Below are 23,319 nucleotides of genomic sequence, written 5' to 3' on the forward strand. Positions count from 1 at the left end.
TACAACCAACATTGTCTTTGTTTGTTGATTTCGGCTTCCGATTTGTTAAAGAGCGATGCAATTATTTTTGCAAATAAAAACAGACTATTTTACCTTAATCCGCTTTTATTTGCAAAAGCTTTATTTAATATCTGATGAAATACCTGATATTTGGTGGAGGCAAACGGGATCGAACCGATGACCCCCTGCTTGCAAAGCAGGTGCTCTACCAACTGAGCTATGCCCCCAGTATTCTTCAGTTTGGGTCTTTCAAACGGCTTTAAGCAGTTTGGTGGGTCTGGGAGGACTTGAACCTCCGACCCCACGCTTATCAAGCGTGTGCTCTAACCAGCTGAGCTACAAACCCAAGGTCTTTTTCTTGCATCTAACATGATTACCGATAAGTGCGGATACTTGACCGCTTTCTCTAGAAAGGAGGTGATCCAGCCGCAGGTTCCCCTACGGCTACCTTGTTACGACTTCACCCCAGTCATGAAGCATACCGTGTTAAGCGGGCTCCTTTCGGTTACCCTACCCAATTCTGGTATCCCCCACTCCCATGGTGTGACGGGCGGTGTGTACAAGACCCGGGAACGTATTCACCGCAGTATGCTGACCTGCGATTACTAGCGATTCCGACTTCATGCACTCGAGTTGCAGAGTGCAATCCGGACTACGATCGGTTTTCTGGGATTGGCTCCGCCTCGCGGCTTGGCTACCCTCTGTACCGACCATTGTATGACGTGTGAAGCCCTGGTCATAAGGGCCATGAGGACTTGACGTCATCCCCACCTTCCTCCGGTTTGTCACCGGCAGTCTCATCAGAGTGCCCAACTTAATGATGGCAACTGATGACAAGGGTTGCGCTCGTTGCGGGACTTAACCCAACATCTCACGACACGAGCTGACGACAGCCATGCAGCACCTGTGTTACGGTTCCCGAAGGCACAAGCATATCTCTACGCTCTTCCGTACATGTCAAGACCAGGTAAGGTTCTTCGCGTTGCATCGAATTAATCCACATCATCCACCGCTTGTGCGGGTCCCCGTCAATTCCTTTGAGTTTTAATCTTGCGACCGTACTCCCCAGGCGGTCAATTTCACGCGTTAGCTACGCTACTAAGGTGTCAAGCACCCCAACAGCTAATTGACATCGTTTAGGGCGTGGACTACCAGGGTATCTAATCCTGTTTGCTACCCACGCTTTCGGGCATGAACGTCAGTGTTATCCCAGGGGGCTGCCTTCGCCATCGGTATTCCTCCACATCTCTACGCATTTCACTGCTACACGTGGAATTCTACCCCCCTCTGACACACTCTAGCTATCCAGTTCAGAACGCAGTTCCCAGGTTGAGCCCGGGGATTTCACATCCTGCTTAAATAACCGTCTGCGCCCGCTTTACGCCCAGTAATTCCGATTAACGCTCGCACCCTACGTATTACCGCGGCTGCTGGCACGTAGTTAGCCGGTGCTTATTCTTACGGTACCGTCATCAGTCATGGGTATTAGCCACAACTTTTTCTTCCCGTACAAAAGTCCTTTACAACCCGAAGGCCTTCTTCAGACACGCGGCATGGCTGGATCAGGCTTGCGCCCATTGTCCAAAATTCCCCACTGCTGCCTCCCGTAGGAGTCTGGGCCGTGTCTCAGTCCCAGTGTGGCGGATCATCCTCTCAGACCCGCTACTGATCGTTGCCTTGGTAGGCTTTTACCCCACCAACTAGCTAATCAGACATTGGCCGCTCGGATAACGCGAGGTCAGATGATCCCCCGCTTTCCTTCTTAAAGCGTATGCGGTATTAGCTTACCTTTCGGCAAGTTATCCCCCATTACCCGGTACGTTCCAATGCATTACTCACCCGTTCGCCACTCGCCGGCAGAAGTGCAAGCACTTCCCCGCTGCCGTTCGACTTGCATGTGTAAAGCATGCCGCCAGCGTTCAATCTGAGCCAGGATCAAACTCTTATGTTCAATCTCTAACTTAATAACTTCTGGTCTGCTCAAAAAAACCGACAAGAACACAACAAACAAAATTACTGTGTACTCGTCAATCTTGGCAGTGCGGACAAATATCCGCACTTATCGGTAATCAACTGTTAAAGAGCAATAAAAATGGCTACCACAACCAGAAAACTAATGTCGCAGCAGCGAAAAACCGAACTATACGCACTTTGCTAAATCTTGGCAAGGACAATTTATAAAAAAGTTTACAGAATTTTGCAACAATTTATTTTTTAACAAATTTAAATTGGAAAAATTAGCGCAAACGTGTGCCGTTTTGCCAATCGATGATGTCGCTGGGGCGTTTGCGTTTGCCGATGATGCCGCGAATTATGGGGATTTGTCGCCCAAAACGGCGGCGAACTTCGCGAACACTGCGGCAGGGGCGTTGTCCGCCACGGTTGCATGATGTGGAAATAAGGGCGCTGCGGGCTTGACGGCACAGTTCGCGAGCTAGTGGGTGGTCGGGAATGCGGACGGCAAGACCGTTGCGCCGTCGTCCGCGCAATTGGGGCAATACACGGGCATGAGCGGGCAAAATATAGGTGGCGGGTGCGGGCCAAATGTGTTCCAGTTGTTGGCGGACGGACGGGGACAAGGTTTGCAGGTGTTTTTGCAATTGGGCTATATTGGCACCAATGACAATCAAGCCTTTATGTTGTGGACGTTTTTTCAAACGAATAATTTGGCGGACAACACGGGGATGGTTGGGCAATCCGCCAATGCCGTAACAGGATTCAGTGGGATAGGCAGCGATGCCGCCTCGGCGCAGGTGGCGGACAATATGGGGGGGAATTCTCATTATCAGTTGGCTGAAATCATTAAAAAAATGCCCCGAAAAGGGTTTCGGGGCATCGGTTTATGGGACTACAAAAGAGGTTTAACGGGGCAGGCTGATGCCTTGGTTGCCGTTGTTACCGCTGGCAGAAATACCATTTACTTCAATTTCTACACGACGGTTGGGCTGCAAGCAGGCAATCAGTTCGGTGCGGTTACCGTTATTGGTACATTGTTTCACGGGATAGCCTTCACCCATACCGAATGCCAGCATGAGACCACGCGGTACGCCGCGGGCATACAGGTAGCGGCGGACGGTTTCGGCACGTTGTTGCGACAACATCATGTTGTAGTAATCGGTGCCCAAGTAGTCGGTATGACCCATAATGCGGATTTGGTCAATGCGTGGGAAGCGGCGCAATTCGGCAGCCAGTTGGTCCAGCTCGGCTTTGCCTTTGGGCAGCATATTGGCTTCATCGCCTTTGTCGAAGACGAACAATGCGTCTGCGGACAAGGTAAAGCGGTGCGGCGCAGGCTGCTCGGGCGTGGGCTGGGGAACGGGTTTGGGCTGCGGTACTTCAGGCGGACAAACGGCGTTCACAGGGTCAACCGCTTTCCAATAAAAGTTGCGGGCAAATTTATTTTTGTCAAACAAAACTTTGTATTGGCAGGTGGTTACACCGTCCGTGCCTTGCCCTGGCGTATTGAAGTGAAACAGGTAGTTCCATTCGGTAACGCGGAAGCCTTCGTTAAACTGCGGACGACCAATCAGGTAATACAGTTGGTCTTTGCTCATGCCGCTGCGGATTTGTTTCAGATTTTCCACATTGGGAAAAGTACCACGGTCTTTGTTAAAGGTGGTGCTTTCGGGATTGGGCCAAACCAATTCGTCTGCCGAACCGTCGGCATGAACATAAGTGCCGGAAGAAGCACAAGCCGACAATACGGCAGCGGCAGCCAACGGCAACGCCCACTTTTTCATGTATGTTTTCATTTGAAATTCCTTGTTTGTCTTACAAGCGGTCTGCACTTGCCGCACAGACCGCTTCAGTCAAAAGTCAGCGCATTACCACTGGTAACCCGCACCCACAGTAGCACCGAAATGACCGCGGGTATGACCGTTTACCGAGCCTTTGATAATCCAGTTACCGCCATCGCTGATTGCCGAGAAGCCTACAGCATAGCCTTGTTTGCCGCGGTAGGTGCTGCCCGCCACGGAAACCATGCTCTTACCAGGCAGGTAGGCCTGCGGCAAGCCTGCGGTTGCCATAGCAGCGGCAGTACCTGCATCGGCATCATCAGCCAAGCCGTTAATACGGTTGTTGATGTTGCTCAAGCCTGCATTCAGCTGACCCACATTCACTGCATCGGTATTGGCTTTACCCTCTGCCACATTGTGAATGGTTACGGGACCTGTCGGATTGCCTTTATCGTCCTTATTGACTACTAAAGTTACCTCGTTTTTCAACGAACCGGGGTTTTTATCGTCTTGAACGTACTGCAAAGGCGTATCAATTTTCACCACAGGACCAGCATCGGCTGTCGCACCCGCTACACGGCTGACTTTCGTACCCTGACCGTCTTGGAAACCCACCACAACGGGTTTGCCGTCGCCTTTAGGCTTAATGGTGGTGGCTTCGTCGCCGTTCACGCTCAACGCCCAACCTGTTGTCGCATTGGTATTGGCATTATCTACCAAGTTTTTCAGGTTGTTTTGCAGGTTGTACAGCTGACTGCCGTTTACCGCGTCTTTGCTGGTGGACGAAATATCGCCTTCGGCAACGTTCACGACTTTATTACCGCCGTTATCCAAACCTTTATTGGTCAGACTCACAGTGGTATCGCCTTGTTTAATGGTAATACCGCCGCCGTTCAACACGGTTTGTTTGTCGCCATCTTGAGTGGTTACACTGCTGACGTTCAGGTTGTCAGTAGTTGCCACAGAGAAACCGTTGTCGGTTTGGGTAACTTTAATGTTTTTACCCGCATCCAAAGTCATGGTTTCACTGTTACCGATGCGTGTATCCGTAGCGGTACTCGCACCGATTTCACCGCCTTCTGATTTAGACACTGCCAAATTAAAGCCAGTACCGTTTGCAGCGTTGTTAATTGCCTGATTCAGGTTTTTCAAATCGCTGACATTCACGGCATTGTTCAACTGGTCGCCGCTGGCTTTATTCAAAGCATCGATAAACGCATTGCCCGACAGGTTATCACCCACGCCGCTGGAAACGTTTTTCAGGTTTACTGCAGCGCCTTTATCCTTACCAATCAACGTAACGCTGTTGGTCGGATTATGGGTTTGGTCACCCATATTGGTCTTGTCGCCATCCACATAGCTCAAGGGGGTGTCAAAGCTGATGGTGGTCACGTTGCCGTTTTCTACGGCAATGTTCACTTTGCTGCCTTGGCCGTCCTTGAAGTTGATGGTGTCGCCATGACGGACGAAGTCTTGGGCTTTGCCGTTGCCTTGCAGGTTCCAACCTGAGTTCAATACGTCGCCTACGGTGGCGGCGTGGTTGGGGTTCAGGTCTTGGGGGGTAACGGCGGTTTTGTTGTCGCCGTCTACTTTGTTACCTGCGGGGTTGCTGACGCTGCCGTCGGCATCGTTAACCACATTCAGGTTGCCTTTGACATTCGCCAAGGTGGTCGGGGCGGTGGTTTCATTGCCGCCGCTGTTCAACGAGGCAATCACGTTACCGGGCTCAACTACGTCGCCGCTGCCGTTGGGTTCGGTGGTGAACTTGCCGTCGGGCTGTTTGTACACTTTTTTGCCGTTGGCATCGGTGTATACCACGGGCAGTTGGGCGTCGTTGGTGATGGACTGGGCGTCTACATCAATTTGAACCTTGGACGTGGTCTCATTCTCGGCAGTAATGCTGACAGTCGTGCCTTTGCCGTTTACAAAGTTCACTTTGTCGCCAGCTTTCACGTCGTCTTTCTTCTCACCGCCTTGCTGCAACTCCCAAGCTACGTTATTCACTACATTGGCAACATCGCCTACCGTAGCAATCTTACCGCCAGTTTCATTGACAACCGCTTTATTACCTTCAGGGGTAATCGTGCCTGTCTTAACCGCAAAGGAAACATTGGTCGCACCGTTATCGCCAACCACTACATTGCTGCTGACGCTGTCGCTGTTGACAAAGTTCAGTTGCTCGGTCGGGGTCAGGGTACTGATCTTGTTGCCTGTGTTGTCGCCAACCTTAATGCCTTCGTTAACGTATTTGTTCAGATTGGTCAGGGCTTTGTGAACATCAGGGGATTCAGCACCGTAAACAGGGTTGTTATCGCCCTCTTTCGTTACTTGGAACTTAAAGCCTTCAACCTTACCTGCATCTTTATTAAAGGCGGTATCGCCACCAAAAATATTGGTCACACTGTCGCCCAAGCTGTACAGCTGGCTACCGTTTACGGCATCTTTGCTGCCTTCGCTCAATTCCGCGGGGGCAACATTGGTAATCTTAACGGGATTGCCGTCTTTGTTGGCTACCTTTAATGCGCCGCTGGTCGGGTCAGTCGTCAGGGTAACAATGGGTTTGCTGCCATCGGCATTATTGCCGTTACCAATGCTGATGCTGTCGCTGTCTACATGGGTAAAGCTGACGTTCTCTTTGGTCGAGTAGGTAAACTTGCCGTTTTCCTGCTTAATCTTCAGGTTCTTACCGGCAATCAACTCTACTTTCTCGCCCGGATTTACCAGCTCATCGGTAGCATCGCCTTCGCGTTCGCCGCCTTCTGCTACATCTGATGTAGCAATCCAGCCCGATTTATTAATCGCATTGGCTACGGTGGTGGCGTTCACAACTTTGCCACCTTCTTCGCCTTGCGGGGTTTCCACTTTGCCGTTGGTGTTATCAACCTTCAAATCGGCATAGCTTAAGCCTTTGGCATTAGACGAAATGGTAATCTTGCTGCCTGTTTTCTTCAGGTCAATGCCGTCGCCCGCAACTACGGTTACGGTGTCTTTGCCGACTGTGGTCTCGCCATCGTTGGCAGAAACGGTACCGGTACCGCTGCCTTGTTCAACATTCAGCTTCCATTTCAATGCGTTCAGTTGGCTGACATTAACGGCATCGGTATCTTGCTCGCCGGCTTTTACATTGCTGATGGTTACGGGGGCATTATTGTCGCTACCGGTCAGCTTCAGGGTGTTGTCTGCTGCAGGGTTCAAATTAACGGTATTGCCGCCTTCTGACAATTTAATGCCTTTAAACTCGGGCGTTTCGGCAAATTTCACAACCAAATCATCGCCTACTTTTTCCACAAAGGTGTTTTTGTCGCTTACACCATCTGCACCGTGTCCACCCTTAATGGTCAACGTCTCGCCCAAATTCTTGTGAACGGCATTACCATCATTACCAGCAAACTTCAAACCTTTTTCAATCACGTGCTTGGTGGCGTTGTTGGTTACATTTGCCACATCGCCTGCTTTGGCAAGTTTGTCGGGTTCGGCGGCTGTGGCAGTGCCGTTGTCGTTGTTAAACGTTACATCACCGGTTAACGCGGCAGTATCCACATCAATTTGAATCTTGGATGTCGTGTCATTCTCGGCAGTAATGCTGACGGTCGTGCCTTTGCCGTTTACAAAGTTCACTTTGTCGCCGGCTTTCACGTCGTCTTTCTTCGTACCATCCTGCTGCAGTTCCCAAGCTACGTTATTTACCACATTGGCAACGTCGCCTACGGTGGCAATCTTACCGCCAGTTTCATTGACAACCGCTTTATTACCTTCAGGGGTAATCGTACCTGTCTTCACCGCAAAAGAAACATTGGTCGCACCGTCCGTTCCCACTTCCACTTTGCTGCTGACGTTGTCGCCGTCAACAAAGTTCAGTTGCTCGGTCGGAGTCAGGGTACTGATTTTGTTGCCTGTGTTGTCGCCAACCTTAATGCCTTCGTTAACGTATTTGTTCAGATTGGTCAGGGCTTTGTGAACATCAGGGGATTCAGCACCGTAAACAGGATTGTTATCGCCTTCTTTAGTCACTTGGAACTTAAAGCCTTCAACCTTACCTGCATCTTTATTAAAGGCGGTATCGCCACCAAAAATATTGGTCACACTGTCGCCCAAGCTGTACAGCTGGCTGCCGTTAACAGCATCTTTGCTGTTCTCGCTCAATTCCGCGGGGGCAACATTGGTAATCTTAACGGGATTGCCGTCTTTGTTGGCTACCTTTAATGCGCCGCTGGTCGGGTCAGTCGTCAGGGTAACAATGGGTTTGCTGCCATCGACATTATTGCCGTTACCAATGCTGATGCTGTCGCTGTCTACATGGGTAAAGCTGACGTTCTCTTTGGTCGAGTAGGTAAATTTGCCGTTTTCCTGCTTAATCTTCAGGTTCTTACCAGCAATCAACTCTACCTTGTCGCCCGGATTTACCAGCTCATCACTAGCATTGCCTTCGCGTTCGCCGCCTTCTGCTACATCTGATGTAGCAATCCAGCCCGATTGATTAATCGCATTGGCTACAGTAGTAGCATTTACTACTTTATCGCCATCTGCACCTTGAGGTTCGTTCACTTTGCCGTTGGCATTGTCAACCGTTAAATCGGCATAGCTTAAGCCTTTGGCATTGGACGAAATGGTTACCTTGGTACCTTCTTGCTTAATACCGATGCCGTCGCCCGCAACTACGGTTACGGTTTGGCTGCCCACTTCGGTTTCTGTGGCGCCTTCGGCTTTACCCGTACCGGTATCGGCAACTGTCAGCTTCCATTTCAATGCGTTCAGTTGGTTAACGTTAACAGCATCGTTACCTTCAACTCCGTCTTTTACATTGCTGATGGTTACAGGACCATTACCGTCGCCACCTGTTAATTTCAGGTTGTCGGCACCGTTGGGGGCAAGATTGACGGTATTGCCGCCTTCTGACAATTTAATGCCTTTAAACTCGGGTGTTTCGGCGAATTTAACCACTAAGTTGCCGTCAACATTTTCTACAAAGGTGTTTTTGTCGCTTACACCATCTGCACCGTGTCCACCCTTAATGGTCAGGGTGTCACCCAAATTCTTGTGAACGGGCTGACCGTCGTTACCAGCAAACTTCAAGCCTTTTTCAATCACATGCTTGGTGGCGTTGTTGGTTACATTTGCCACATCGCCTGCTTTGGCAAGTTTGTCGGGTTCGGCGGCTGTGGCAGTGCCGTTGTCGTTGTTAAACGTTACATCGCCTGTTAACGCAGCAGTATCCACATCAATTTGAACCTTGGACGTGGTGTCATTCTCGGCAGTAATGCTGACAGTCGTGCCTTTGCCGTTTACAAAGTTCACTTTGTCGCCAGCTTTCACGTCGTCTTTCTTCGTACCATCCTGCTGCAACTCCCAAGCTACGTTATTCACTACATTGGCAACGTCGCCTACCGTAGCAATCTTACCGCCAGTTTCATTGACAACCGCTTTATTACCTTCAGGGGTAATCGTACCTGTCTTAACCGCAAAGGAAACATTGGTCGCACCGTTATCGCCAACCACTACATTGCTGCTGACGCTGTCGCTGTTGACAAAGTTCAGTTGCTCGGTCGGGGTCAGGGTACTGATTTTGTTGCCTGTGTTGTCGCCAACTTTAATACCTTCGTTAACGTATTTGTTCAGGTCAGTCAGGGCTTTGTGAACATCAGGGGATTGTGTACCGTAAACGGGATTGTTATCGCCTTCTTTAGTCACTTGGAACTTAAAGCCTTCAACCTTACCTGCATCTTTATTAAAGGCGGTATCGCCACCAAAAATATTGGTCACACTGTCACCCAAGCTGTACAGCTGGCTGCCGTTTACGGCATCTTTGCTGTTCTCGCTCAATTCGGCGGGGGCTACGTTGGTAATCTTAACGGGATTGCCGTCTTTATTGGCTACCTTTAATGCGCCGCTGGTCGGGTCAGTCGTCAGGGTAACAATGGGTTTGCTGCCATCGGCATTATTGCCGTTACCAATGCTGATGCTGTCGCTGTCTACATGGGTAAAGCTGACGTTCTCTTTGGTCGAGTAGGTAAACTTGCCGTTTTCCTGCTTAATCTTCAGGTTCTTACCGGCAATCAGTTCTACTTTATCGCCCGGATTTACCAGTTCATCAGTAGCATCGCCTTCGCGTTCACCGCCTTCTGCTACATCTGATGTAGCAATCCAGCCCGATTTATTAATCGCTTTGGCTACGGTGGTGGCATTCACGGCTTTGTCGCCATCGCCATTTTGCGGCGTATTGACTTGACCCGTGTTTTGATTAACATTTAAATCAGCAAATTCAATATTTTGAGCAGGCGCACCGGGGGTAACGGTAGAAGAAATGGTTACGGTTGTACCCACTTTTTTCACTTGGATACCTTTACCCGCTACCACTTTTACGGTTTGGTCGTTAACAACGGTTTCGCCTTTACCTTCAACTTTACCGCCAGCAGCAGCATCTGCATCCACATCCAGCTTCCATTTCAAAGCATTCAGTTGGCTAACATTTACCGCATCCATCGGGTCTTTACCCGCTTTTACATTGCTGATGGTTACAGGCGCATTGCCGTTACTGCCTGTTAATTTCAGGTTGTCCGCACCATTGGGGGCAAGATTGACGACATTATTGTTGTCTGCCAGCTTAATACCTTTAAACTCGGGCGTTTCGGCGAATTTCACAATCAATTCATCGCCTACTTTTTCCACAAAGGTGTTTTTGTCGCTCACGTCCGTATTATTCGGGTGTCCGCCTTTAATGGTCAGGGTATCGCCCAAGTTTTTGTGAATGCTGTCTGCACTGTTGCCTTTAAAGTTCAATCCCTTGTTAACAACATAATTGGTGGCATTATTGGTTACGTTGGCAACATCGCCTGCTTTGGCGATTTTTTCGGGATTGGTGGTGGTGGCAGTACCGTTATTAAAGGCAACATCGCCGGTATCCACATCAATCTTAATATTGGATTTGGTATCGCCTTCATTGGTAATGCTGACAGTCGTGCCTTTACCGTTTACAAAGTTTACTTTGTCGCCTGCTTTAACATCGTCTTTTTTCGCACCGCCTTGCTGCAGTTCCCAAGACACATTGTTTACGGCATTGGCTACGGTGGTGGCATTAACGTATTTCGCGCCATCGGTAGGATTGGGCGTATTGATTTTTCCGCCTGCAACATCCAATTTGGTATTGCTTACCTGATTGGTTGCGCCAATGGTAATCACAGTTTCGCCATTACGCGTTTCTTGGTCCACTTTAACGGTTGCGCCGTCGCCCGCTACAAATTTCACTTTGTCGCCGGGGGTAACGGTGCCTTTTTTACCGGTTTTATCGTGAACTTCCCAACCTTCGTTGATGTAGTTGTTCAGATTGGTCAGCGCCGCGCCTACATTATTGGCAGTTTGATTTTTGGTCGGAACATTAGAGCCGTGTGTTAAATTGTAAGTAGGTGCTTTAAGCGTACCATCAGTATTAATACCAGCATTTCCGCCCAAATGATTGGCGGTAGATCTCGCCAGATTACCCAAGTTTTTCTGGGTAAAGTAAAGCTGTGAACCGTTAATGGCATCGGTAGAAGTTTCAGAAATTTTGCCTGCGGCAACATTGATGATTTGGCGTTCGCCGCCTACCTTACCTACGCTGACTACGCCTTTAGCAGCTGCGCCTTGCCCTGCAAAACCGCTGTAGGTTAAGCCGTTTACATTGGCATTGTTTTCGGTGGTGGCTGCACGGTCGGTGGATTCGTTACCCAAAATCACGCTGTTGGCTTGGGTTGTGCTAACTTTGTTACCCACAACAAAAGTATTGTTTTGAGCAACGGTATTGCTGTTACCGAATGCGCCTGACGTTTTGCCTGAAATTTTGTTGGTAAAGCCCACGCCCACGGATTGCTCGCCCGACACGGTAGTTAAAGTGCCGATACCGATACCGTTTTTGGCAGTAACAGTGGCATTCGCGCCCATGGCAATGCCTGTTTCGGCTTCGGTTTTAGCAGCATAGCCGATGGCAACGGCTTTTTGATGTTTGGCTTTGGCAAGATTACCCAACGCCATAGAGTGATTAGAATTGGACTCTACGTCAGAAAATGCGCCAAGGGCAATGGAAGTGTATGAATCAGACTGTGCGCCTGCACCAAAGGCAATGGCATCATCGCCTGAAGCACGGGCTTGGCTGTCTTTTTGGTACTCGGTACCTGCCTGCGTGCCTGTGCTGCCTACTGTTCCGCCTGCATCTTTGATGTTAGACGAACCGATGGCAATGGCGCGGTAGCCCGTGGCGTTGGCAGAGTGACCTACTGCCAGCGAGCCGACGCCTGTAGCAGCAGCTACGTTACCGATGGCTTGTGAGAAGTCTTGCGTAGCGGCAGACTGACGACCGATTGCCAAAGCAGTATTACCGCTGGCATAAGCCGATGCACCCAAAGCAATGGTAGATGTACCGCTACTGTCTTTATTATTCGCAGCGTGGGCATTGGCACCAATGGCAATACTCAAACCTGCGCTGGCATTGGCGCGGTCGCCCATTACCACAGAGCCGTTACCGCCTTGAGCGGAAGCATTGGGACCGACAACCACACTAACAGAAGCAAAGTTATCGTTGGTAGAACCAGCATTTTTAACCAAATGGGTGGTTACGGTTTTACCGTTGCTCTGACGGCTGCTTTCCTTGACATTGCTTTTGTCGGTTAAGGGATTGTAGGGGTTATAACGGCTTAAATGGCGGCTGCCCCTGTTATCGGAGCTTTTAGCATTCCAACCGATGGTAATACCGCCTACCACATCGGTATTGGCATCTTTACCGATTGAAATACCATGAGTAGCATTAGTGGTGGTGGTAGCATTCGCACCCAAAGTTAAGCTGTTTTCCGCTACGGCATTGGCATTAGAACCAATGGCAATGGCATTGGGGGCTTTTACATTATCTTTATTTAATTTGGAAGAATCGGTCTCACCGTTTGAGCCTGCGCGTGCGCCGTCGCCGATAGCAATGGTTTTGGCAGAGTAGGCAATGGAATTCGCACCAACGGCAGTTGCATTTTCACCACCTGCCATAGCGTTTGTACCCAAAGCAGTGGTACGGTCGGAAGCAGCAAAACTTTGTGCACCCACAGCAGTAGCCTGAATACCACGGACAGACTGCAAAGTCAGGTTAACCGTATTCATTGCACCGTCAGTCGCTTTACCCATACCGGCAACAGCGCCCGAACCGATGGCAGTTGCACCGTGATGCAAGGATTGTGTGTGCGCACCCACGCTGACTGCACCATTACCTTGTGTAACGGTGGCAACATAAAGAGCATTGTGCTTGGCATCACGACTGTTTGTTTTCACATAACCAACACTGTCAACATCTGTGCCGCCTTTACCGTAGCGGTGATTAGTAGCAATAGTATATTCATGCCCTTTGGTTTGTTTGTTGCCCGTATCATCACTACCAATGGCTACCGAACCCACACCGCCTGAATAAACGTCATTACCAATCGCCGTGCTTTGACGACCGATGGATTGTACCAAACCTATCGCAAGGCTTTGGTCGCCTTTAGCCACGGTTGCCCAAGCGTTATTGTTAGTCAAGGGCAGAGAAGTCGTACCCAAAGCGATAGATTGGTGTCCAGTTGCCTGCACCAGCGAACCCAATGCTACAGATGCCTGACCACCTGCCTTGCTGTCCACGCCCATTGCAATCGCATAGTTTCTATCTACTTGGGCTTTACTACCAATAGCGATACTGTAACCGCCGCCTGTACCGCCTCCAATAAGGGAGGGGTCAGTACCCGTTTGCGGACGAATCAGCAGGTTTGTACCCTCTTTCGTATCGGAAATAACGGCAGAAGCTAAACCCGAAGCCCCACCGAATACAAGTGCAACGGCTGCTGCTACCGCTTTTTTAACGGATTTGCTTTTGCCCTTTGCCGGTTCGTTTTCAGAAACGGCAACATACGTTTTGGTGGATTCGTTAAACACGACCCGATAAGTATGATTCATAATAAAAAATCCTTGGAAAACAAATTTGACCGCCCTTACCCGTAGGCGCAGACGGAATGATTTGGCAAAGGGGCACAGCCTCTGTGCCGCAGTGGTGCGCGTATCGGCAAAATACGCGCCTGTATTTTCAAAAATACGGGGTAGATTTTGTCTTGCCCCAAACATTCGGAATAAGCAATCGGCGTACCACTTGCCCAACCGTACCGCCACCCGCCCACAGCCCGAAAGGAAGCTTTCCTTATTAAACCCTACAACAAGCAGGGAAGGGCTGTTGATAAATTTTTACCGACTTCGCAGTTTAACACCGAAGCGGCAAGCCCATCAATACGCTTAACATTTGCCACGTCCTTTGCCATGCACTGTTTTGAGCAAAATAACCATTTAATAAATTATGAAGAAATAGATTTTATCCGCCGTTATGTAATCGTTGCTACAATAGCCGTGCATCAGTCAAACCGATGGGCTTTTTCAGTAAAGCGGATTATGTATCCCCTAAAGTCCGCCGCCGCTTTAGGGTAAGAAAACGAGTGGCAAAAGGAATTTTTATGAGCATCATAGCGATTACTTCAGGCGAGCCTGCGGGCATTGGTCCTGATATTTGTTTGGCATTGGCAGGGGAAAATCTGCCCTGTCGTGTCGTTGTACTGGGCGACAGGAATTTGTTGGCACAACGGGCGAAGCAGTTGGGGCGCGATGTGCGCTTGTGGGATTTTGATGCCAACACACCAGCACCTGCGGGGACATTGGAAGTGCTGCATATTCCGTTAAACGTGCCTTGCCAAGCGGGTACACTCAATCCGCACAACAGCAGCTATGTCTTGAAGCTGTTGGACACGGCTTATCAGGGTATTCACACGGGTTTGTTTGCGGGCATGGTTACTGCGCCTTTGCACAAGGGCGTGATTAACGATGCGAAATTGGGGGGATTTTTTAGCGGACACACGGAATATTTGGCGGAAAAAGCGGGGGTGGGGCAGGTAGTGATGATGTTGGCAGGTGGGGGACTGCGGGTGGCATTGCTCACCACCCATTTGCCTTTAAAAGATGTGGCAGCGCAGATTACACAGCAGCGTATTGTAGATGTGGCGCGTATTCTGCATGGCGATTTGCGGGATAAATTTGGGATTGCCTCGCCACGGATTTTGTTGGCGGGACTGAATCCGCACGCGGGCGAAAACGGGCATTTGGGGCGCGAGGAATTGGAAGAAATGTTGCCTGCTTTACAGCAATTGCAGGGCGAGGGCATGGACATTCGCGGTCCGTATCCCGCCGATACGCTGTTTCAGCCGTTTTTATTAAACGATGCCGATGCAGTGCTGGCTGCGTATCACGACCAAGGTTTGCCTGTGTTGAAATATGCTTCTTTTGGACGTGGGGTCAATATTACGCTGGGACTGCCGTTTGTGCGTACTTCGGTGGACCACGGCACGGCGTTGGATTTGGCGGGAACGGGCAAAGCCGATGCGGGCAGTTTGCTGGAAGCGGTAACGGTGGCGCAGCAAATGTGCGCAGCGCAAGCAGCAGGACAAAATACCTAGTCTTTCCAAATCTGCTTTTCACGGCGCAGGTACACCTTATCGCTAAAGGTGCTTAAAAGCTGCGGGGCAAAAGCAATCAGCACGGCACACAATAAACCGCTTAAAAACGCTTCGCCCCACGCCAGCAGCAAAAACACGGGGAAATGCGGCGCGGGAACGGCGGGATTGAGCCATGCCAGTGCGCTTAATCCTGCGCCCGTAAGCAACAGCCCCGCCGCCGCGCCCAAAAAACCATACACAAAAATATAGGCAAACAAATTAGGCGGTAAGATTTTCTGCCCGATGCGGCGCAACAGCACGTTTACCGCACAGGCAGGCAAAACGGTAAACAGGGCGTTTATCGCCCATACGTTGAAAAACGCTGCACCGTCCCGCGCCAGCCCAATCAGCAGCAAAAACGCACACGCCGCCAACCAAGCTGTCCTTGCCCCCAACATCAAACACGCCAAGTTTACCCCCAGCAAATGATAGGCAAAACCGTGATTGGGCAATTGTGTCTGCAAAAGCTGTGGCAACACCAGCACCGCCGCCGCTGCCAACAAAGTGCTTTGCCACGTATGCCAAACCTGCTGCGCTGCCCGCAGCGATACGGCACACACCAGCACAAACGGCAGCCACGCCGTTTGCCATATTGTTCCGTCAAACCATGCACTATGAAAATTCATCTTGATTGCTTCCCTAATTGGGTTTGTACCTTGACTATAGCACACAAATACCCTTACAATGCCTGCTTTCCCCCTTTGGAGAGGTGGATGAGTGGTTGAAGTCGCACGCCTGGAAAGCGTGTATACGTGAATAGCGTATCGAGGGTTCGAATCCCTTCCTCTCCGCCAGTTTTTACAAGCCCTTTGCACACGCAAAGGGCTTGTTTTGTCTGCACAGCCGCAATGAATCGGGTACAATCTGCACCGTCTTTTTCAAATATATGGAGAACCCATTATGTCCACTTGGTCTCACGGCTATGTCAGCGACATCGGCTATACCTACGGCTATTACCCCGAACTGAACCCGCTTCGCGCCCTTGTGCCGATGCTTCAGGAAGGCTTTGCCGTTCCCACCATCAAAAACGCCTGCGAATTGGGCTTTGGTCAGGGCGTATCGCTCAACGCCCATGCTGCTGCAGGGACAGCACGTTGGTACGGTACGGATTTTAACCCCGCTCATGCTGCGTTTGCCCGCGATGTGGCACAACAATGCGGCAGCCAAGTGCTGATTGCCGATGATGATTTTGCCACATTTTGCAACCGTGATGATTTGCCCGAATTTGAATTTATCGGACTGCACGGTATTTGGTCGTGGATTTCGGATGAAAACCGCCGTGTGATTGTGGATTTTGTCCGCCGCAAACTGGCTGTGGGCGGAATTTTATACATCAGCTACAACACCCTGCCTGGCTGGTCGGCACACGCGCCCATCCGCCACCTGCTTGCCATGCACGACAACCACATTGCTTCCGCCGCCAACAGCCGCGCCCAAAATGTGAAAACCGCCCTTGACTTCGGCAGCCGCGTATTGGAACACAGTCCCGGACTGAAAAACAACACCCCCCATATCCTCAACCGTTTAAACGAAATTGCCAAACACGACACCAGCTATCTGATTCACGAATACATGAACTACCACTGGCATCCCATGTATTATGCTGATTTGGAACAGTGGCTTGAACCTGCCAAAGTGGGTTTTGCCTGTTCCGCCAGCTATCTGGACGACTTCAATATGTGCCTGTTTAATCCCGAACAGCAAAAACTGATGGACGAAGTGGCAGGCACGCCTTTGGCTCAAACCGTTAAAGACTTTATTTTAAACAAACAGTTCCGCCGCGACTTGTGGGTAAAAGGCGCACGAAAACTCAATCACACCCAGCTTGCACAACAGCGCGGCAAACAACGCTTTGTGCTGACCACCCCGCGCGACAAAGTGGAAATGGGCATCAATAACTACATCAGCATCAATCTGATGCCAGAAGTGTTTGACCCGCTGTTGGATATCTTGAAAGACCACCAAGTGCACCGTGTCAGCGATTTGTGCGCCGCTTTGCAAGGCACATTAAACGAAACACAGGTTTTCTCATCACTTGCCCTGCTGCACGCCAAAAACGATGTGGCACTGGTTCAAGACGAAGCCGCTGTGGAAAGCGCACGCGCACGTTGTCGCGCCTTTAACCGCTATGTAATGGAATCTGCCCGTTACAACGGCGAGATTTATTATTTAACCAGCCCGCTGTCGGGTGGCGCAATGCATATGGGACGCATTGAGCTGCTGTTTGCTGCCGCTTATCAGCAAGGACTGCAGCAACCCGTACAATGGGCCGAATCGGTATGGCGTATTTTGCAAAGCTACGGTCAGGCAATGGTTAAAGACGGCGAAACCCTGCAGGGTGAAGAAGCCAACCTTGCCGAATTAAACCGCTTGGCAGAAGAATTCGCCGCCAACCGCCTGACTACCCTGCAAGCACTGCACATGATTGAACAATAAACTTGTTTGAACAACACACGCAAAGCCCATGCGCTTTGCGTGTTGCCCAAAAGGAATATGGATGAAATACCTACCCTACTGGCTGACCGCCTTTGTCGCCATTTTTCTTGACCAATTAAGCAAATACCTTATTTTAATTAATTTTGAAGACCACGAACGCCGCAACATCATTCCCAATTTTTTTGATTTAACGCTGGTGTATAACCCTGGTGCTGCTTTCAGCTTTTTGGCCGATATGGGTGGCGCACAAAAATATATTTTTACCGTGCTGGCGTTTGTGATTAGCGGCTGGCTGGCGCGTTCCATCGTTAAAGGCGAATTCGGACGACTGGGCAACTGGGCGGCTGCCATGATTATCGGCGGCGCATTCGGCAATGTGATAGACCGTTTTATTCACGGCAAAGTGGTCGATTTTTTACTGTTTTACTGGCAAAACTGGTACTACCCCGCTTTTAATATTGCCGACAGCTTTATCTGCGTGGGCGCAGCCTTACTGATTATTGAAAGCTTTACCCAAAAAAACCCCAAAAATACCTGAAAGACACACCATGTCCCAAGCAACCATTATTCTCGCCAACCCGCGCGGCTTTTGTGCAGGCGTGGACCGCGCCATCAGCATTGTTGAACGCGCCCTAGAAGAATACGGCGCACCCATTTATGTCCGCCACGAAGTTGTCCACAATAAATTTGTGGTGGACAATCTACGCGAAAAAGGCGCAGTTTTTATTGAAGATTTGGCAGACGTCCCCGCAGGTGCAACCTTAATTTATTCTGCTCATGGCGTATCCAAAGCCGTACAGGCAGAAGCCGCCGAACGCGGTTTCCGCGTATTTGATGCCACCTGCCCGCTGGTGACCAAAGTCCACAAAGAAGTCGCCCGCCTAGACGAACAAGGCTATCAAATCATCATGATTGGACACGCAGGACACCCCGAAGTAGAAGGCACAATGGGACAGCTTTCCGCAGGCGCGATGCTGCTAGTGGAAACCGTTGATGATGTTGCCAAGCTCAATGTGCGCGACAGCGAAAAACTCGCCCACGTCAGCCAAACCACCTTATCGGTTGACGAAACCCGCGACATTATCGCCGCCTTAAAAACCCGTTTTCCCCACATCAAAAGCCCCCACAAAGAAGACATCTGCTACGCCACCACCAACCGTCAGGAAGCCGTGAAAGATTTGGCAAAACAATGTGATGTTGTCGTAGTCGTGGGTTCACCCAATTCGTCTAACAGCAACCGTTTGCGCGAAGTGGCGGCATTGCGCGGGGTAGATGCCTATATGGTGGATAATGCCTCGTTTTTGCAGGAAAGCTGGTTTACAGGCAAACAGTGCGTGGGCGTAACCGCAGGCGCGTCTGCACCTGAAGTGCTGGTTCAGGAAGTGATTGCCCAAATTCAGGCTTGGGGCGCGCACACAGTCAGACAAAGCGGCGATGTGGAAGAAAGCATCGTGTTTGTGTTACCCAAAGAATTACGCAAGTAAATCCCCGCCAAATCGGGTAAAGTGGCGTGTGAACCATGCAGGCGTGTGCCACAATAACCGTTTTTTACAGGAAAACACTTGATGAAAAAACATTTGCTGACCGCGCTGCTGGTGTGCGCCACCCTTCCCGCCTTGGCTGCGCCCAAAGACACGGTGGTACGCCACTTTACCGCTTTTAGCAGCGACGGTGAAAACGGCTGGCGTGCAGTTATTCGCAATAATCGTATAGAATTGGAAACCATTAAGGGCAATGAATACCACCGCCGCATTCCCGTCAAACGGCTGGCGTATGCCAAAGGCGTGGAATTTACCGGCAAAACCCGTTTTGGCGAAGTAACCTTAAACATCAACAGCCAACGTTGCCGCGACCACAACGGGCGCATGAACGAATTTACCGCCAAACTGTATTATCGCGGCAAGGTGGTAAAAGGTTGTGCGGTACGCGGTGCTTACGGACACGCGCCCACCTGACGGCTTAAACGGTCCACACGGGCAAGGATTTCGGGAATGCCCCCGTTGCCCGACAAATCCCGCACCCATTGTTTGGCATCTTCCAATGCCATGCCCGCAGCGGTTACATATAAAGGGCGTTGGCTACGCCCACGGTACACACAATAGACCTTATATGATAGCCCTAAATTTAAGGGGCTGTAAAACAATCTGATTTTATCAAAGCCCCTATGTTTAACTAAATTTAGGGGCTTTAGTTATGTCTGTTCAAAAAGATTCTTTACCAAAACGGTTTGTAGTCGTTTTGCCAAATGTTGTACCCAATACCTTATTACTTGAATTCCGTTCCTTTGAAGCTCCCCATTTGGGGACAGTTGCACTTGTAGAAATCGATTGCCGACAAGATTGGCAAGAAACTCAAGAAGCAATGGAAGTGTTTATCAACACGGGCGTTTTGAATTTAAAGGGGCTGGTTTATGTCTGAAGTTTTAATTTTGAATCCTGTTGATGAAGATTTGAGCTTTGAACAAATTTTATTAGAAGAACAAATCATGGGGCGATATCGCGTATATGCAGATGGCACAGTACAAAATGCTGATGAAGAAAAGCCATTTTCGTTTATGAGTGATGATTTCGTGATTGTTCGCGCAATTGATGAAGAACACGCCTATGCGATTTGGCAAGATAAGAATAAGGGGGCTGCATAATGGGTTATGAAATCGTAAAAACCGAGAGCGGTAAATACACGCTCTACATAGACGGTTGTCATATCCACGATTACAGCCGCCGCCGTGATGCAGTTCGCCGTGTCCGCCAATTGCAGGAGCGTGGCGGAGCGGACGCACAAACAGACAGCCGCGCAGCGGCGGCAGTTTGTGCGGTCGCGCAGCCCGCCCCCGCTAGTAACACGGGGGGAACGGATTGCGCGGGTCAGGTCAGCCAATCTTACAGCCATACCGTTATGGTGCGTGGCAAGGTCAAACACATTCCTTTAAGACGGGGTGTCGGTACAGCAGCACATATTGACACTTTAACCTTAACCATGCGCGAAGACGTATTTGCTGAAGAAGTCCAAGTGCATACGGACGAAACTAAAGCCACACTTGCAAAAAGTATTTCGCAAACTTTGCATACCCTAATGGGCTTTGGCATTTACGAAGAACGCAACGGCATTAACGGCTATAAATATTCCTACCGTATGGGTACGGACAATGCCACTTACGGGATTGTCGCCTTTGGCGGCACCAATCAAAAAGGCAGTGTCATGATTTACTTTTACGGCGATGGTCTGACTGCCGCTAAAGACGGTTGGGAAACCCGTTTATATAACTGGCTGAGTGCATTTGCCCCGTATGCCACGATTACCCGCTGCGACCTTGCTCACGACTTTTTAGATGGCGGCTACACTCCCGACCAAGCCTATCAAGATTGGCTGGGTGGTGGTTATACCGCCAATAACCGCCGACCGCGAGCCCGTAAACATGGTTACGACTGGTTAGATGACCAACGCACAGGCAAAACCTTTTATGTCGGCACACCGCAAAGTTCACGACTTTTGCGTGTGTATGAAAAAGGCTGCGAACAGGGCGATTATACAAGTCCATGGGTACGGGTGGAATTGCAGCTCCGTAACCGCGAAATCATTATCCCCCATGAAATCCTGCTTTATCCAGGCGAGTACCTGACGGGTACATATCCTGCATTGGCAGCATTATTTGCCCGATATACCCATGCACCTAAAAAAGTTGAATATATAAAAAAGTCCGTTGAAATCGGGCTGGAGCATTGTGTCCGTTATGCCAGTATGCAGGCATCAGGTACGGTAAATGCCCTTGAAGCATACGGGCTGGCAGACCATGAAATCGTCAAACTGCTTAAAGGCGGTAAAAAAAAGCTCCCCAAACGGTTGAGGGCTGACCGTTACGATTGCAACCATGCCGATGTTATCTACCTGCATGAGCTGCTAGGCAAGCCCGATGTCGCAGTCAAAGACTATATGGACGGCTTATATCGCCAAGAGCAGGCGAGCAAACGCCAAGCATACTTTGACCGTTTGGAACAAGATGCCATGCAGCACCGCATGAGTGCAGATTATCAATCATTTGGACGAATGTTGTAGATTTATTAACCAACCTTAAGGAAACCTTCAATGAGAACGTTTTTGCGTAAAGTCAAATGCAATAAAGGCGTAACCGATAACGGCATCGAGTACGACTATACCCGCATTCAAATTGAAATCCCCGTTTATGACAAACAGGAAAAAGAGTTTGGCGTTGATGTGCTTGAATTGGAATACGGTCTTTATGAAGACTTTAAAAAACTGGAACACCTGCGCGGCAAATTGCCCGTTGCTGTTGATGTGGAATGGTATGCAGCCAAGAAAGGCAATGATGAAATCAATGTCGTCAGCCGTTTGGACGTGATACACGACAAACCCACACCCAAACTGCAACAACCGAATTGATGCAACTGTTTTGCGTTAAGGGCGGCGGCGCAAAAAGCCCCTTACCCAGCCGCCCATGAATAAGGATAGATTTCATGTATAAAATTCAATCATATTTTCCATTGTATTATCATGGCGATATGCCTGTTTATGAATACATGGAATTTGAAACCGCTGAAGAAGCAAAAGAGTTTTTAGATAATTTGGACGTACCGTTTGATTGGGACAGAAGGATTTTTACGCTTGATGATAATTTTCACACGGTTTATTTAGATGATGACTTACAAAAATACTACTACTTTCCCGAAGGCGATGTTTCTATTTATGGTGCTGAAAGTTATGAAGAAGCATGTGAGATGCTTGAAGATAATACATATTTAGACTTGGATAGTTTGACATCGTTAGGATTGGAACCTGTGGAAGATGTTTATGGTCCATTTTGTTATAAAGATTTTTGCTTTCTTGATGAAAGTTATGAATAAGCATGTGAGATGCTTGAAAATAATACATACTTAGACTTGGATATTTTGACATCGTTAGGATTGGAACCTGATGATGATGTGTTTTAACGCGAACGGCAGCCGCGTTAATGTTTTTTAAAAGCTGCCTTACATTATGGAGTGAATCATGAAAATCATGAATATTGCTAAAAAGTACGCCCCGCGTATGAACCAAGCCAAACTTGCTGTTGGTGGCGGCCTGATTATGTTGGCAGCCGCAGCACAAGCTGAAGTGCCGCAAGAAGTAACCCAAGCATTAGGCACTGCCAAAACAGATGCCTTACAAGTAGGCGGCATGGTGCTCGGCATCATTGTTGCCATCTTTGCCCTGATGATGATGCGCCGCGTATTGCGTTAATCAATAAGCGGGTATGCAGTGGTTCTGCTGTGTACCCGCCCACATAAAGGGCAACAAAATGGGATACCAAGTAGGAAATACCTGTTATGCGACAAAAGGCGCAGCCGAAAACGCCTATTTCAGTCAAGTTGCGCCTGTGATTCAGCAAAACGGCAGATTGCTGCAACTGCAATACAACGGCAATCCCAAACATATTGACGGCGGTTGGACATTAAACGGGCGGACGGTATCAGCTAGTTTGCCACAATGCAGCCCCGCCGAAAACTTTAAAGACGGCGCACAAATCGGCTTTATGTTTCTGCTCGCAGCCATCGGACTATGGACGGTGTTCAACATTAAAACCATATTGGACAAGTTCTCATGATGGACTTTTACTTTTATTTAGGCTTTGGCTTTTG

The 23,319-nt window shown here is 49.5% G+C and carries 17 protein-coding genes, 3 tRNA genes and 1 rRNA gene; 13 read left to right on the forward strand and 8 right to left on the reverse strand.

All coding sequences use genetic code 11. The features are described from left to right. Positions 1 to 151: 151 nt before the first annotated feature. From H3L98_RS01540 to H3L98_RS01565, 6 genes are all read right to left on the reverse strand, one after another. A tRNA-Ala gene (locus tag H3L98_RS01540) sits at positions 152 to 227 on the reverse strand. A gap of 42 nt (positions 228 to 269) precedes the next feature. Next, positions 270 to 346: transfer RNA gene (locus tag H3L98_RS01545), tRNA-Ile, on the reverse strand. A gap of 64 nt (positions 347 to 410) precedes the next feature. Continuing rightward, positions 411 to 1,951 (reverse strand): 16S ribosomal RNA (locus tag H3L98_RS01550). 286 nt (positions 1,952 to 2,237) lie between these two features. Beyond that, the gene (locus tag H3L98_RS01555; protein ID WP_034333779.1) at positions 2,238 to 2,783 is read right to left on the reverse strand and encodes an L-threonylcarbamoyladenylate synthase; all 546 of its coding nucleotides are present in this window, start codon (positions 2,781 to 2,783) and stop codon (positions 2,238 to 2,240) included. Positions 2,784 to 2,861: 78 nt separating this feature from the next. Beyond that, complete coding sequence (locus tag H3L98_RS01560) at positions 2,862 to 3,752, reverse strand: OmpA family protein (RefSeq protein ID WP_027022444.1); 891 nt, start codon at positions 3,750 to 3,752, stop codon at positions 2,862 to 2,864. 72 nt (positions 3,753 to 3,824) lie between these two features. After that, the gene (locus H3L98_RS01565; protein ID WP_182078443.1) at positions 3,825 to 13,673 is read right to left on the reverse strand and encodes a YadA-like family protein; all 9,849 of its coding nucleotides are present in this window, start codon (positions 13,671 to 13,673) and stop codon (positions 3,825 to 3,827) included. A gap of 545 nt (positions 13,674 to 14,218) precedes the next feature. Here H3L98_RS01565 and pdxA point away from each other — a divergent pair. Continuing rightward, positions 14,219 to 15,211: a 4-hydroxythreonine-4-phosphate dehydrogenase PdxA gene (gene pdxA / locus H3L98_RS01570; protein ID WP_051532114.1), complete on the forward strand. Its 993-nt coding sequence runs from the start codon at positions 14,219 to 14,221 to the stop codon at positions 15,209 to 15,211. Here the strand turns inward: pdxA and H3L98_RS01575 are convergent. After that, the gene (locus H3L98_RS01575) at positions 15,208 to 15,876 is read right to left on the reverse strand and encodes an energy-coupling factor ABC transporter permease (protein ID WP_034333724.1); all 669 of its coding nucleotides are present in this window, start codon (positions 15,874 to 15,876) and stop codon (positions 15,208 to 15,210) included. The two genes, pdxA and H3L98_RS01575, sit on opposite strands and share 4 nt — an antisense overlap. 77 nt (positions 15,877 to 15,953) lie before the next feature. Here H3L98_RS01575 and H3L98_RS01580 point away from each other — a divergent pair. The 5 genes from H3L98_RS01580 (at position 15,954) to H3L98_RS01600 (ending at position 19,641) form a co-directional block, all read left to right on the forward strand. Then, a tRNA-Ser gene (locus H3L98_RS01580) sits at positions 15,954 to 16,044 on the forward strand. A gap of 106 nt (positions 16,045 to 16,150) precedes the next feature. Then, a complete protein-coding gene (locus H3L98_RS01585; protein ID WP_027022329.1) occupies positions 16,151 to 17,686 on the forward strand; it encodes a class I SAM-dependent methyltransferase in 1,536 nt (511 codons plus the stop codon). Positions 17,687 to 17,747: 61 nt separating this feature from the next. After that, entirely contained in the window at positions 17,748 to 18,224 is a 477-nt protein-coding gene (gene lspA / locus H3L98_RS01590) for a signal peptidase II (RefSeq protein ID WP_027022330.1), read from the forward strand. Between the two features lie 10 nt (positions 18,225 to 18,234). Continuing rightward, on the forward strand, positions 18,235 to 19,170 hold the full coding sequence (gene ispH / locus H3L98_RS01595) for a 4-hydroxy-3-methylbut-2-enyl diphosphate reductase (protein WP_027022331.1): 936 nt from the start codon (positions 18,235 to 18,237) through the stop codon (positions 19,168 to 19,170). An 81-nt stretch (positions 19,171 to 19,251) separates the two neighbouring features. Continuing rightward, positions 19,252 to 19,641, forward strand: a complete 390-nt coding sequence (locus tag H3L98_RS01600) for a hypothetical protein (RefSeq protein ID WP_027022332.1) — start codon at positions 19,252 to 19,254, stop codon at positions 19,639 to 19,641. On the opposite strand, the gene H3L98_RS01605 is transcribed toward H3L98_RS01600, so the two are convergent. Next, positions 19,620 to 19,781 carry an endonuclease V gene (locus H3L98_RS01605; RefSeq protein ID WP_156932317.1) on the reverse strand — a complete coding sequence of 54 codons (162 nt, stop codon included), beginning with the start codon at positions 19,779 to 19,781 and terminating at the stop codon, positions 19,620 to 19,622. The genes H3L98_RS01600 and H3L98_RS01605 overlap by 22 nt on opposite strands. A 98-nt stretch (positions 19,782 to 19,879) precedes the next feature. On the opposite strand from H3L98_RS01605, the gene H3L98_RS01610 reads away from it, so the two are divergent. The 7 genes from H3L98_RS01610 to H3L98_RS01640 all read left to right on the forward strand — a co-directional run bounded on the left by H3L98_RS01610 (position 19,880) and on the right by H3L98_RS01640 (position 23,285). Further along, a complete protein-coding gene (locus tag H3L98_RS01610; RefSeq protein ID WP_027022333.1) occupies positions 19,880 to 20,104 on the forward strand; it encodes a hypothetical protein in 225 nt (74 codons plus the stop codon). Beyond that, positions 20,097 to 20,327 carry a hypothetical protein gene (locus H3L98_RS01615; protein WP_027022334.1) on the forward strand — a complete coding sequence of 77 codons (231 nt, stop codon included), beginning with the start codon at positions 20,097 to 20,099 and terminating at the stop codon, positions 20,325 to 20,327. Before H3L98_RS01610 ends, H3L98_RS01615 begins: the two co-directional genes overlap by 8 nt. Further along, positions 20,327 to 21,739: a replication initiation factor domain-containing protein gene (locus tag H3L98_RS01620; protein WP_034333727.1), complete on the forward strand. Its 1,413-nt coding sequence runs from the start codon at positions 20,327 to 20,329 to the stop codon at positions 21,737 to 21,739. The genes H3L98_RS01615 and H3L98_RS01620 overlap by 1 nt, the downstream gene beginning before the upstream one ends. A 30-nt stretch (positions 21,740 to 21,769) precedes the next feature. Next, positions 21,770 to 22,084 (forward strand): hypothetical protein, encoded by a 315-nt coding sequence (locus H3L98_RS01625; protein WP_027022336.1) that lies wholly within the window; start codon positions 21,770 to 21,772, stop codon positions 22,082 to 22,084. 74 nt (positions 22,085 to 22,158) lie between these two features. Then, complete coding sequence (locus tag H3L98_RS01630; RefSeq protein WP_027022337.1) at positions 22,159 to 22,545, forward strand: hypothetical protein; 387 nt, start codon at positions 22,159 to 22,161, stop codon at positions 22,543 to 22,545. Positions 22,546 to 22,690: 145 nt separating this feature from the next. Next, positions 22,691 to 22,921: a major capsid protein gene (locus H3L98_RS01635; protein WP_027022338.1), complete on the forward strand. Its 231-nt coding sequence runs from the start codon at positions 22,691 to 22,693 to the stop codon at positions 22,919 to 22,921. Between the two features lie 58 nt (positions 22,922 to 22,979). After that, positions 22,980 to 23,285, forward strand: a complete 306-nt coding sequence (locus tag H3L98_RS01640) for a hypothetical protein (protein WP_027022339.1) — start codon at positions 22,980 to 22,982, stop codon at positions 23,283 to 23,285. Positions 23,286 to 23,319: the final 34 nt, after the last annotated feature.

It is taken from the genome of Conchiformibius steedae, from assembly GCF_014054725.1.
Taxonomy (GTDB): Bacteria; Pseudomonadota; Gammaproteobacteria; order Burkholderiales; family Neisseriaceae; genus Conchiformibius; species Conchiformibius steedae.